This window comes from Dickeya sp. ws52, assembly GCF_007210685.1.
GTDB lineage: Bacteria > Pseudomonadota > Gammaproteobacteria > Enterobacterales > Enterobacteriaceae > Dickeya > Dickeya chrysanthemi.
This window is the reverse complement of sequence record NZ_SZVX01000030.1, coordinates 1-12,560: the sequence shown is the minus strand read 5'-3', so window position 1 is coordinate 12,560 and position 12,560 is coordinate 1. Positions and strand designations below refer to the sequence as shown.

13 protein-coding genes are annotated in these 12,560 nt (G+C 59.8%); all 13 read right to left on the bottom strand.

All coding sequences use genetic code 11. The annotated features are described in order from the left end of the window. Positions 1 to 12 precede the first annotated feature (12 nt). The gene (locus tag FDP13_RS20325) at positions 13 to 1,596 is read right to left on the bottom strand and encodes a hypothetical protein (protein ID WP_234424453.1); all 1,584 of its coding nucleotides are present in this window, start codon (positions 1,594 to 1,596) and stop codon (positions 13 to 15) included. Continuing rightward, positions 1,586 to 2,209, bottom strand: a complete 624-nt coding sequence (locus FDP13_RS20320; RefSeq protein WP_143840288.1) for a hypothetical protein — start codon at positions 2,207 to 2,209, stop codon at positions 1,586 to 1,588. Before FDP13_RS20320 ends, FDP13_RS20325 begins: the two co-directional genes overlap by 11 nt. Then, entirely contained in the window at positions 2,202 to 2,717 is a 516-nt protein-coding gene (locus FDP13_RS20315) for a TadE/TadG family type IV pilus assembly protein (RefSeq protein ID WP_143840287.1), read from the bottom strand. Before FDP13_RS20315 ends, FDP13_RS20320 begins: the two co-directional genes overlap by 8 nt. Continuing rightward, positions 2,714 to 3,565, bottom strand: coding sequence for a tetratricopeptide repeat protein (locus FDP13_RS20310; RefSeq protein ID WP_143840286.1), 852 nt, complete (start codon positions 3,563 to 3,565; stop codon positions 2,714 to 2,716). The genes FDP13_RS20315 and FDP13_RS20310 overlap by 4 nt, the downstream gene beginning before the upstream one ends. A 64-nt stretch (positions 3,566 to 3,629) precedes the next feature. Then, complete coding sequence (locus tag FDP13_RS20305) at positions 3,630 to 4,589, bottom strand: type II secretion system F family protein (protein WP_143840285.1); 960 nt, start codon at positions 4,587 to 4,589, stop codon at positions 3,630 to 3,632. A 12-nt stretch (positions 4,590 to 4,601) separates the two neighbouring features. Continuing rightward, complete coding sequence (locus tag FDP13_RS20300; protein WP_033577148.1) at positions 4,602 to 5,579, bottom strand: type II secretion system F family protein; 978 nt, start codon at positions 5,577 to 5,579, stop codon at positions 4,602 to 4,604. Positions 5,580 to 5,608: 29 nt separating this feature from the next. Next, a complete protein-coding gene (locus FDP13_RS20295) occupies positions 5,609 to 6,979 on the bottom strand; it encodes a CpaF family protein (RefSeq protein WP_370512566.1) in 1,371 nt (456 codons plus the stop codon). A gap of 34 nt (positions 6,980 to 7,013) precedes the next feature. Continuing rightward, positions 7,014 to 8,219, bottom strand: coding sequence for a MinD/ParA family protein (locus FDP13_RS20290; RefSeq protein ID WP_012769756.1), 1,206 nt, complete (start codon positions 8,217 to 8,219; stop codon positions 7,014 to 7,016). A gap of 15 nt (positions 8,220 to 8,234) precedes the next feature. Next, positions 8,235 to 8,906 (bottom strand): CpaD family pilus assembly lipoprotein, encoded by a 672-nt coding sequence (locus FDP13_RS20285; RefSeq protein WP_012769755.1) that lies wholly within the window; start codon positions 8,904 to 8,906, stop codon positions 8,235 to 8,237. 14 nt (positions 8,907 to 8,920) lie between these two features. Next, positions 8,921 to 10,345 carry a type II and III secretion system protein family protein gene (locus FDP13_RS20280; protein ID WP_033577145.1) on the bottom strand — a complete coding sequence of 475 codons (1,425 nt, stop codon included), beginning with the start codon at positions 10,343 to 10,345 and terminating at the stop codon, positions 8,921 to 8,923. A gap of 68 nt (positions 10,346 to 10,413) precedes the next feature. Next, positions 10,414 to 11,340: a Flp pilus assembly protein CpaB gene (cpaB, locus tag FDP13_RS20275; protein WP_033577144.1), complete on the bottom strand. Its 927-nt coding sequence runs from the start codon at positions 11,338 to 11,340 to the stop codon at positions 10,414 to 10,416. A 33-nt stretch (positions 11,341 to 11,373) separates the two neighbouring features. After that, complete coding sequence (locus tag FDP13_RS20270; RefSeq protein WP_143840283.1) at positions 11,374 to 11,931, bottom strand: prepilin peptidase; 558 nt, start codon at positions 11,929 to 11,931, stop codon at positions 11,374 to 11,376. Beyond that, positions 11,931 to 12,149: a Flp family type IVb pilin gene (locus FDP13_RS20265; protein WP_012769751.1), complete on the bottom strand. Its 219-nt coding sequence runs from the start codon at positions 12,147 to 12,149 to the stop codon at positions 11,931 to 11,933. Before FDP13_RS20265 ends, FDP13_RS20270 begins: the two co-directional genes overlap by 1 nt. Positions 12,150 to 12,560: the final 411 nt, after the last annotated feature.

The following is a 12,560-nucleotide window of genomic DNA, read 5'->3' as shown; positions in this document are numbered from 1 at the left end:
GGCGCTGATCGATCACTCAATCAAACGAACGGCGCTGCTGTGCTTGTCGATATCTTCCAGAATGCCATCCAGCAACTCGCTGATCTGACCTTCTGCCCCGGAAAAACTGGAACTGTCGGCGAACCGGATATAACCGCCATCGTTGGCCGCGCAGGCTTGCAGGCCGGGCACCGCGACGGCGCCGAACAGCGTGCGGCCAAAGTCCTCCGGATCGCCCGGTCGTACACCAATGAAATAGAACAGTACGTCACGGTTGCGGAAACTGTTGCACAGCGATCGGAAACGCAAGGTGGCGGCTTGTTTGCCCAAATCACCGCCCTGCCTATCGCCATCGATCGCTTCGCCGACGTAAGCGTTATAGGCATCGGTATCAAACCAGTCGCCGGTTGTGTTGCCCATCATCACAATCGCTTTGATATTGCCGCTGCCGTTGTCGTTGAAATCGAGCGGGTATTCGCCGTCGCCCCAGCCGTCGCTGCCGCGAAACGACGGCGCTAGCGACATCGCCGCCCAGCCCATCGCAATGGCGTAGTTGGTGTTAAATTGCGGCTCCATCTGGTCGAGTCGCGCGGAGATAGCGTTGAGGTCGTCGGTTAATGGCAACAGAGCCGCCGTCGGGCAGCCTTTATCACCAATGATATAGCGCGTGTCATTGACGCCGTTCGCTTGCCCAAAATCAGGGTTCGGCCCGATCCATTCGATAGCCGGCATATCCGGCGCGTTGATCGGCAGATCGTGGCGGTAATGCACCCGGAAACTGCCGGCGGGCGCGGTTTCCCAAAAGTAGTTGTCGCCCTGATTCAACCCGCGATACAGGCACATACGTTTCGAGCGCAAATCGGGCATCATCCGGCTGGCGAGGTTGGCGATGCCGTAATCGTTATTGCGAAACAAGGAAGACAGCTCCACCGGTTTTAACGCGCCGCTCAGCGACCAGTTGCGGATACGGCTGCTCCAGTTGGCATCGTCATACACACTCACCGACTGGCTGTAAGGCACCAGAGCCAGGCGGCGATCAGGATAGTCAGCCAGGAAGTCCGTGGCGAAATTTTTCCCCAGACGGCGCAGCACCGCCAGTTCAGCAGCGGTTTCCGTTGAGGTATTGGGTAAAACCAGCGCCACTTCGCTGGGCCGATAGATAACCTCCACCGTGGAGTAAATCTCATGTTGCCGCTGCGCCACCTTCAGCAACACAGGCTGACTGGCAAAACTCACGCTGACCGTAAAGGTGCGGCGGGCGTTGCTGCGGCGTCCTTCCGTGACCGAGATATCGGCGGCATCCAGCTGTTGCGCCAGTTTGCTGTTCATGCCGAGGTTGCTTCTGACATATTCCCACGCCAACCGCTGACGATCGGCGGCGCTGAAATCGCTGTTGTTTTTGCTTAAAGCTTCGCGCCCTACCGCCAGCGCGGCGGCATCGGCGGCGCGTTTGATTTGTGAGGCATCGCCGGTGGTTTGCACGGTATCGATGACATAAGCGCCCGTCAGCAGCAGCCCCATCATGCCCAGCACATAAAACGCCGACCCCGCGCCGCGCTCCTGACGCCAGAAACGACGCAGCGAATCACCGAAATGAGCGCGTAGTTTATTCATCATCCTGCTCCAGCCCGGCTTCTGCCGCCAGCGCCTCATCAAGCGTCAGGGTGTTGCGCGTTACCCGATTGACCGCCGACGCCTGCAACATATTGGTCAGCGACAGGCCGCCCAGTAAGTTGATATCGTTGCCCTGGCGACACAGTTCCACCACAATCATGGAAATCGTCTCCTTGCCCTCTTCCGCGTTCACTTCCGGTAATTCCCCCGGATAACGGCCGCCGGATACCGCCTGATTGTCAGTACAAATGCGGGTGTCGTTACCGCGGGTAAGCTGCCAGTAAACCTCGCCGGTCTGAAGCACGTTGGTAATGGTGACCTGATAGTTGCCCACGCCGCTGTCGGGAATGGTGGCCTCCAGCAATCCCTGTAATCCCTGCCCGGTCAGATTTTTTTGCATCGCCAGCACCGAGGTGATGGCGCCGGCGCGCTGCTCCAGATGCTCGCGCTCCAGTTCGACGGTGAGGATATCCGCCACCAGCGCCGCCGACGCCAGCAGGATCGGGAACGCCAGCGCGGTTTCCACCGCCACGACGCCGTGCTGCTGTTGTCGCAGTTGTTGAAGTGGTTGAAATTGTCGAAGTTGTCGCCAGCCCCGGCGCAGCCAGTTACTCATCGCGCAACTCCGTACCAAACACATGCTTGTACTGATAGCGAAAGGCGTTACCCAGCGAGAGCATTTCCGGCAGCGGTGACAGGAACGCTTTTTTGATCTGCACGGTGACCGACCACACCGGCAGGGTTTGCACATTTTTTGAGCCTTGCCCTTCATCCTGACCCGACAGGGCCAGCCCCCCCAGCTCGCTGAGGTTGTCGAAATGCAGCACGTTGACCGATAAATCCTCATCGCTGATGTAGCCATAACCAGCCTCCACCATGCGACGGCGCAGTTGCTCGGTCATCTCGTTGGCAGTTCCCGTATCCAGTGCGTCAAAGCGGAACGACTGCACCGCTTTATCCAGCGCGACGCTGCCAATACCAATCACCAAACCGATACGCGCCAGTTCAAACAACATCATCACGCCGACCAGCATCACCGGCGCCAGAAAAGCCAGCTCGGTGGAGATCACGCCGCGCCCCGAGCGCCAGGCGGCAAGACAGGCGCGTCCAGTCATCCGCATCATGGCGTGTTATCGCTCAGGGCAAGCGGCTGAGTGCTGGCCATCAGCAAGGTTTCGCTGGCATTGCCGCTTTTTAACCTCGCCACCCGCGCGCCGAGATGGGTGATCAGCGCATCGACACGCGAGGCGTCCGCCATTTGACTCAATACGTTACGGGCGTTGTCTTCGTTGCCCTGATACAACCACGCCAGCGCCAGATTGAGGCGTACCGACGGGTTATTCAGATCGGCGCGGCGCAACTGGTTAATGGCGTTCTCCGACTGACCGCTGGCCAGCCAGGAAAGCGCCAGATTATTCATCACCGCGATATTGCCCGGTTCAATGCTCAGCACCTGTTCAAAGCGGCGACGCGCCTCGTCATGGCGGCCTTGCGCATCCAGCAACACGCCCATGCCGTTCAGGGCGGTGGCGTTACGCGCATCGCGGCGCAACGCGCAATCAAAATCCTGCTGCGCCGCGGCAGTGCGGCCCAGCGCCAGTTGCGCACGCCCCATCCCCACGCAGATGGCTGTCGCTTGCGGCGCCGACATCTCATCGAGATGACCGCCCAACGCATCACGCGCGCGGCTATATAGCGTCAGTGCTTCCGCCGGCTGACGCACCGGGCCGGCCACCGTGGCATACTCCAGCATCTCGGTGCCGTTCAGCTTGCCGCGCACGTCAAGACGCGCATACACCTCCGCCGCCGCTTCCTGCCGCCCCTGATCGCGTAACAAACGCGCCAGTTTCAGCCCCTCTTCTTTGTTGCCTTTCAACGTATGGCTGCTGCTGCATCCCGCCAGCAGCGCGCAGCCTGCCAGGGCCAGCAACAGATGACGCAGAAAGTGTGACGCGTGGTTTTTCATCGACATGTCGTATTCTCTCGGTTTGTAATTCTCGGTTTGTAATTTTCGGTTCGCAGTTCTCGGCTCACAATTAATGAGCCAGCAGGCGGATCACCCGCAACAGCGCGGGCGACGCCATAATGGCGATAATGGGCGGCAGGATAAGCGCCATCAGCGGCACACTCAGTTGGGCCGGCAATTTGCCCGCCTTCTCCTCAAGGGTCAGCAACAGGGTTTTACGGCTCTCATCGGCAATGGTGCGCAGCGCCTGCGACAATGGCGTGCCGTAGCGTTCCGCCTGTAGCAACGTCGCCACCATGCTTTCGATTTCACTGACGCGGGTGCGCTCGGCAAGGTGCTGCAAGGCGGTGTTGCGATCCGCCAGAATTTGCAGCTCCGCGGCGGTGTAGCGCAGTTCGTCGGCCATCTCCGGCGAGGAGAGACCGAGCTCTTTCGATACCACCTGCAAAACACGGCCGATGGATAAACCCGCTTCGGCGCACACCACCATCAGATCGAGTGCGTCCGGCACCGCACGCGCCAGCTTTTCACCGCGGCCGGCAGCGCGCATTTTCAGCCAGGCTTCCGGCAACAGGCTGCCGGCGAAAAAGCCGATCAGCGCCGCCGCCAACCCGGTCAGGCCGGTACGATCCTGCGGCGGCAATGCGCCCCCTACCAGCAACAGCGCCAGCAGCAGGCCGCCGCCCAGTTTGCCCGCCATCAGCCAACCCAGCGCTTCAGTACGGCGGATCCCCGCCAGATCGAGTAAACGACGCAACTGCTGGCGATCCCGCGCCGACCCCGCTAACTGCACGCCCCAGGCGGCAATGGGTTGCAGAATTTTTTCCAGTCGCGGCGGCAACGCCTTGCCCTGATTACGCAGAATGCTGTCCGGCGCGCCGCCGACGGCAGCGGTTTCTTCCATCGTGACATGCGACGCCAGACGGTCGCGCAACCGCCGCACTTGCGCGTGAGCACGGCTTTTCAGCGCCATGCGTAGGCCAAGCGCAATCAGCAGTAACGCCAGCCACACCACCGGGTCCCTGAACATAGTCGTTTCTCCTTACGCGATGCGTTTAACCATCAGATGGGTGATCACCATGCCCAGCGTGACGCTGCACAGCGCGTAGACCAGCACCGTGGAACCGACCGGGTCGTTAAATAAAAAATCAAAATCTTCAGGCGATTTCAGGTACATATAGCCAAGACAACCGGGGAACAGCGCGGCGACAATCTTGGCGGAGGCGCGCGCTTCCGAGGTTTTCGACTGTACTTTCAGCGCCAGTTCACGCCGCTGGCGCAAGGTGGCGGAGAGGCGTTCCAGCGTTTCGCCCAGGCGGCCGCCCGCCTCCTGATTGATTATCAGGATCACCACAAAGAAACGGTACTCAGCCATCGGCACCCGCCCGGCAGACGTCTGGATCACCTGACGCAGCGGAACGCCCAGCTTCAGCCAGTGATCGATAAGACGGAATTCATTGGCCAGCGGGCCGCTCAGATGCGCCGCCACCTGACCAAAGGTGTTCGCCACCGGGACCCCGGCGCGGCAGCTACGGGTAATGGCGTCAATCGCATCCGGCAGGCTTTCACGCAACTGATGCAGATGTTTTTGCAGCGTGTTGCGAAACAGCATCGCCCCTATCGCGACCGTCAGGGCGAACGAAAACAGCAGACCGGAGGTTAACGGCATCGGCGTGCGGCGCCCTATCGCCATGCCCACCACCAGACAAATGGCGAACAGCATCATGACCCGCTTGCGCAGCGTCTGCTGCCAGCCGATAAACTCCACCTGCTGCCACCAGACGGCGGCCAGACGACCCAACACCGGCACCCCGGCAAACGGCGTGTACGCGTGGCTTTTCAGGATCGAATCCACTTGCGTCGTGGCGATGGCGGCGTCTTCACCAAAAATTTGCGCCATACGTTGCGTGCGCAGGCGCGCCAGTTGGCGCTGACGCCGCCAATAGGCAAGCGCCAGCAACGTCAACAGCGCTACGCCAAAGACCAGCACGGTGATCAGATTCAGCATGAAAGGCGTCATAACGGCTCCTTAAGTCACTGCTCAAAAATTCACTGCTCAAACAGATGGGATCTGTCGGCATAGAACTGCGGGCGCTGGATGGTTTGCACATAATCGCCGGTGATGCGCCCCTGGCCGTCGCTGCCGCGGATCTGAAAATGAAACAGATCCTGCATCTGGATAATGTCATTCTCCATGCCGCACACTTCGCTGACCGCCACCACGCGACGTATGCCGTCACGCATACGCTCAATCTGCACAATCAGGTGTACCGCACTGGCGATTTGGCGACGAATCGCCATCAGCGGCAGCTGCATATTGGCCATCATCACCATGTTTTCCAGACGCTGAATGGCATCGCGCGTGGTGTTGGCGTGCACGGTACACAGCGAACCGTCGTGTCCGGTGTTCATCGCCTGCAACATATCGAAGCATTCGCCGCCACGGACCTCGCCGAGAATGATGCGGTCCGGGCGCATACGCAGGGCGTTACGCATCAGATCGCGCTGGTCCACTTTGCCGCCGCCCTCGGCGCTGACCGGGCGGGTTTCCAGCCGTACCACATGGGTTTGCTGTAATTGCAGTTCAGCGGCGTCTTCAATGGTGATGATCCGTTCACGGGTATCGATGTTTTGCGACAACGCGTTAAGCAACGTGGTTTTACCGGCACCGGTTCCGCCGGAAACAACCACGTTCAGGCGGGCTTGCATCGCGCGCGTCAGCACGTCCGCCATCGCCGGGGAGATACACCCCTGCGACGCCAGTGTCTCCAGCGATAGGTTACGGCGCATAAACTTACGGATTGAAATAGTGGTGCCGTCGATCGCCAGCGGATAGGTGATCACATTCACCCTGCTGCCGTCCGGCAGACGCGCATCCACCATCGGGCTGGATTCGTCGATACGGCGCCCCACCGCGGCGGCAATGCGCTGCGCGGTATTAAACACGTGCTCTTCATCAATAAAGGTCACCGACGACAGTTCCAGTTTGCCGAAACGCTCGACAAATACCTGACCGGCGCCATTCACCAGGATGTCGTTGACGGTATCGTCCGCCAGCAATGGTTGAATCGGCCCGATACCGGTCATTTCATCCAGCATTTCGCCGGCGATGCTCTCTTCTTCCTGGCGCGATAGTTGTAAACGCTGCTCGTCGCACAACTGACGGATTGCCGCCTGAATCTGCGACAACAGTTTGTCGCGCGACATCGCCGCCGCACGACCGGCATCGATCAGATCGTACAACTGGGTACGAATCAGACGACGATGGCTGTTACGGTTTTCCACCGGCTGACGGGCGGCGACCGTCGCCTGACGCGTCTCGGTCGGCGCCGCTTCCGTTGCCTTGACGGGCGTGGCCTGCGGCGCGGGTTCGGGTTGTCTGGCCGCTTCTTCACGCCGCGGGGCAAGGGGTTTACGCATCAGCACAGGGGTTCTCCTTACGGGTTAACACGGTTCAGGCACGCTTTAACAAACTCAGCCAACGCTTTTTCGCCGGCGTCGGCCGCACGCCGCAAGCGCTATCCACCAGTTGGCGCATCCCCTGCCGGAACGGCGCGCTGGCGGCCAGATCCAGCGCGCCGAGGCTGAGGCTTTGCCCCAACGCGGCGCCGGCGTGCGGCAACACCACATCCAGCGGTCGTTCGATCAGGCTTTCGAATTGCGCGCGGCTTAACGGCGCATTGCCGCTGAAGTGGCTCTGGTTATGCACCAGCAACAGGCGTTGACCTTCGCTTTCATCGCCAATCGCCTGCACCAGGCGACGCACGTTACGCGCATCCTGCACCGTCAGTTCGGTGACCAGAATGCGCAGATCGGCGCAACTGATCACATCCAACGCGCCGGTGGGCAGATAGCCCGGCAAATCCCATATCACCTGGTTAAACATGCGGCACAAAGTACCGCCCAGATTCAGCACCGCATCGGGATCGACATCCGGCAATTCGCCCAGTTGCGGCTTCTGCGCCAGCAAATGCAGGCGGGTATCCACCTGCAACATGGCGCGTTGCAACAACCGGGTATCCAGTTGTTCGCTGTCCAACACCGCCGTCAGCCCGGCGTCGTCATCCATTCCTTGCAACAGCAGTTGATCGCCATGCCGACGGTCGAAATCCACCAACGCGACGGGCAGATGGCGTTCCAGAGACATCAGCCGCGCCAGACTTGCCGCCACGGTGCTGGCGCCCACGCCGCCGCTGGCGCCGACCACCGCCACGGTACGCCCCATCCGCGCGTACTCCGGGCCGGACTGCTGTCCATCACACTTCGCCAGCGTGGCAGAGAGCAAATCCAGCGTGCAGGGCTTGACCAGATAATCCGTCACGCCCAACTGCAACAGCGCACGGTACAAATCAACGTCCTGTGTTTTGCCGAGGGCGATCACCCGCGTGCCGGGGCCGCACATCGCCAGCAGCGTTTCCATCTCCGGCAGCGGCCACGGCTCGCCGTCGAGATCAATCAGCAAGATCTGCGGCGGCAGATTCAGCTCACACCATTGTCTGGCGGCGGCCAAACCGCCGGCATGGACCTGCACCCCCGGGCGTCGCAAGCGAGCCAGGTCTTCACGCAGCTGCGTTTGCTGACCGGCGTCTTGCACAAACGCCGCCAGCCCCGCGCTCCACTCTTCCGCTTCCTGAGCCGGAGATACCGTTGCGTCACTCATCCGCTTAACCTTCCGTTAGTCTTCGTCGAAGTTAATATCGATGAGGTCTTTCACCTCGTTTTGCTGGTAGCGCTCAATGCTGTTCACCATGTTCACGCCGTCCGCCGCATCGAGGCTGCGCGCCTGAATCAGGTCACGCGGTTCCGCCACCATTTGCGCCAGATTGCTCTGGTTGGCGCAGCCGAGGTAACCCACCGCATCAAACGGTTTAACCATCAGCAAGCCCGCGTCATTGACCTGACAGGCCGGCACCCTGGCGGCCAGCGCCTGCGACAGCACCTGCAAATCGCCGCTCTGGTTCACCGCGGGTACGCGCGTCATCACGCGGATGCGGCTTTTATCCGCGCCGGCGTTCTCCAGCGCGTTGGCCAGACGGCTGGCGATCTGCTCGCCGCGGGCCGTCCACGGGGTGATGGTCAGCGTCTGTTTCGACACGCGTCCTTGCTGGTTCAGTAACTGGTTTAACGACGCCAGCGAGTCGGCATCCAGGCCGTGGCCGTTACGGTCCGCCTGTAAATTGACCGCCAGCGAAGAGGGCTTCACCTCAATGCGCTCGACATCCGGCTGGTTAAAACGCGTCATACGCTCTGCGCTTATCTTGCGATCGCTACAGCCTGCCAGCGCGATAAGCGCCAGCGCCAGGACGGTCAGGCGGGCAGGCATCAGGTAAGGTTGTGTGGTTTTCATGATTATCTCGCCGGTTAGTAGAGGTAGCCTGCGGCGCCGAACCGAGGCGTGTTGGCATCGAGCATTTTCGCGCCCTGACCTGGGGTTTGCAGCGTGCCGGCGCTCACCGGCGCGACCACATAGGCGGTAGCGATAATCACCAGCTCAGTCTCTTCCGAACTGGTGGATTCCCTCTCAAATGCGCGGCCCAGCAGAGGAATACCCGACAGTCCCGGTACGCCGGCCACCGTCTGGCTGTTGCTGCTGCGCAACATGCCCGCCAGGGCGAAACTCTGACCGCTGGCCAGTTCCACCGTGGTATCGGCGCGGCGTACAGTCAGCGCCGGAATGGTAGAACCGCCTTCCAGTTGTACCGAGCCGACCGACGTCAGCTCACTCACTTCCGGCGCGATATGTAAACTGATGCGGTTCGCCGACAGCAGAGTTGGCGTCATACGCAGGATCACGCCGTAAGATTTGTAATCGATGCTGACGCTGTTACCGGTAATCAACACAATCGGCACTTCGCCGCCGGCAGCAAAGGCGGCCGTTTCACCGGACATCGCCGTCAAATTCGGCTCCGCCAGCACCGAAGCCATCCCCTGTGAATTCAGCGCGGACAGCAGCGTACTCAGCGAACCATCACTGCCGGTGTAGTTGTAACCCAGCGAGGCGCTGCCCGCCTCACGGCTGAAGGTGTTGCTGGTGGCGCTAAAGAAATTGCTCAGCGCCCCCGAACCAAAACCAATGGTATTGCGTCCCCGGTTCAGCGATGAATCCCAGTTAAAGCCCAGCTCATGGGTGAGCTTGCGCGACACTTCCACCACCCGCACACGAATGTTGATCTGCGATGGCGTGCGCACTTTCAGTTGGTTCACCACGTTCGGCGAGGTGCTGCTGGACGCCGGCATAGCGCCCCCGCCCCCGCCGCCGCCGCCTGCGCTGCCGCGTGACGAAGCGGACGCGCCAACCCACGCCTGCACGCTGTCGATCACTTTTTTCGCGTCCTGCGGCGTTTCCACACTGCCGCGGACAATCACACCGTTTGGCACCGAGGCTTCCAGTTGGATCTGCGCATCGGGGAATTCACGACGCAGGCGCTCTTTCAGCGCATCCAGATCATGTTCGACCACCAGGTGAATGGCGCTGACCACCTGCCCGTCAACATCCATTGCATACAGCGTGGTGTTCCCCACGCCTTTGGCAAACACAAACACATTGCCCGGCGACGGCAATTCAAAACTGGCGATCGCCGGGTCGGCGATCAGTACGCTATCCGGGATGTGGTCCAGTTGCAGCATACGTCCCTGATTGATATTCAGGCGGATTTCGCTGGTGGCTTCTATCTGCGTCACCGCAGCGACAGGCAGCGTCGTTGCCGACAGCAGACAACAGGCGACCAGCAACAGGCGTTTCGCGGCCAGGCGATAGCCGAAGTCGGGAGTAAAACTCATCTTCATTTATGGGTATCCATGACTGGGATTGATTCATCCACGCGACCCGTGCGGGCAGGCGTGGCGCGACGTTGTCATCGGGCAGGGAATTGCTTCACCTCGGCCCTGTCGCCACGGAACATTTTCACCTGATGTCCACTGCTGACCATCTTGCTGTAAATACCGGTGGTATCTTTCAGGGTGGTCACCGTTGTTTGCGCCTCGGCGTCATCGGATGTGTCAAGCGCGCTGCGCTGCGCCATCTGCAACAGCCCCACTTCTTTGGCGACGGTCAGCACTTCCGCCTGTTTGGGCGTCGCTTCCAGCGTGATGGACTGATAAATAGGCGTACGCTGGCGTCCCTGCGGAGTATTCTGTGCCGGTTCAGCGCCGTTGATATCCTGACGCGGACGCATAGAGGTAATCGCATCCGTTTGATTATTCAGCGCCAGAACCCGTAGATTGCGCGCTACGGTCTGCGCGCCGACCACCGGCGGAGGGACAGGCTGTTGAGACGTGGGTTGCAGCGCAACTTCATCATCACGGCGCAGGCTGAGGATGATATCGACATAATCGCCGGCGCTGACCAGACCTGCATTGCTGGCGACCACGCTGGTAGGAATGGAGATGGCGCGCATCCCCGGACGGAGTACGGCGGCAATAAAGCCCGGCTCATTGGGGCGAACCACGCTGTTATTGTTTAACGGGGTGCCCGCCGGGATTTTCCCCCGTAGCGTCGCGCCATATAACTGACTTTCCTGATCTTTACCACGAATAAAATAGAAGGTTCGTGAAACCGGTTGGTCCGTTTCCTGCCAGCGCACGGCGGAACCATCAATAAAATCGCCTGGCGAGAGATCCCGCGCGGTCACCAGCACCGCCGTTTTCTCCACGGGTATCGGTGCCGGTGCCGGCGTCTGCCGTGCAGCAGGCGTGCCCGGGAGTTGGCTGCGAACAATCAGCGCCACGACCCCGGCGGCAATCAGCGCCACGGACAATAAAAGCGTCGAGTTTATTTTCATTTTTTATTTCTACCGGCCAGATTCTTTTATATTTCAGAACTGAGGCCAAATAAGGATATAAGCCGCCCCAAAGGCAATAGCGATGCCATAGGGAATACCCTGTGATAATTCAGCAGAGAGCATTGGCGGCGGCGTAATATTTATTTTCAGCAGGTGATTCATCCGTTCAATCAGCAATGCCACGCCTGTCGAGCAGGTATTGAGCAACGGCAGCGATAATGCCAGTATCCCGCCGGCAATAGCCGTCACCATGACAAAACTGATCTGGTGGCCGTAACCCACCCACAAACAGAGCACGCTCATCAGTTTGACGTCGCCGGCTCCCAGCCGCCCGGTGAGAAACAGCAGAAATCCCACCACAAACACCAGCAGCGCCCCCGGCAATGCCTGCAACAAGGAGCCGGAAAGACGCGGCAACGGCCCCGTCACCCCGGCTGTCGCCAGCGCGCTCAACGCCAGCCAGCCCAGCAACAGCGCCAATACCGCACGATTCGGGATACGTCTTAGCAACAGGTCGCTGCCGATGCACCAGACCAGACACACCCCCAGCAACAGGTTATACGCAGACTGCACGCCAAACTGCCCGGCCATTACTTGGCTGGAGTAGAAGAACCAGTCGTACCGGAACCGGTAATCTGGTTGGCGATATCGCTGAATTTCTCGTTTAACGCCTTCACGAAGATACCGTCGCCGCCGAAAATCGCACCGATAGCCGCCGCCATCGCCGCCGCCAGAATGCCGTATTCGATCGCGGTCACACCGCTCTCATCCTGGAAAAATGCACGCATTTTTGCTTTCAATTGGTTCATTATCCGCTCTCTCTATCAGGTTACAGGGGTGGACTGCGCCACATCGCACAGCACCATCAGGAAGCGATAATAATGAGACTTATTATCATAAACGACAAGATGCGGAAGATTAAGATATGTTAATTTTCGCCATTATTTTTGCTGCAAATACCTTACTTTTTCTGTACGTATTGGTTAAAAGCGGCAGTACGGAAAAGCATTAACACCGTGAGATGGCCGACAAACCGTTTTGGGTCCGTCGGTGTTTCAAGGCGAATCACACCTAAGCCTGAAATCATATTTCAGGCATAAATGCGCCACAGACTGCTGACAAACGCATTAACTACAGGATGAAGCATCTTTCCGGCGTCAAAAACTGCGCTGAGGTGGGCGGCTTCGCCGGGTGAGCGACAGGACGTCGCGAAAGCCCGT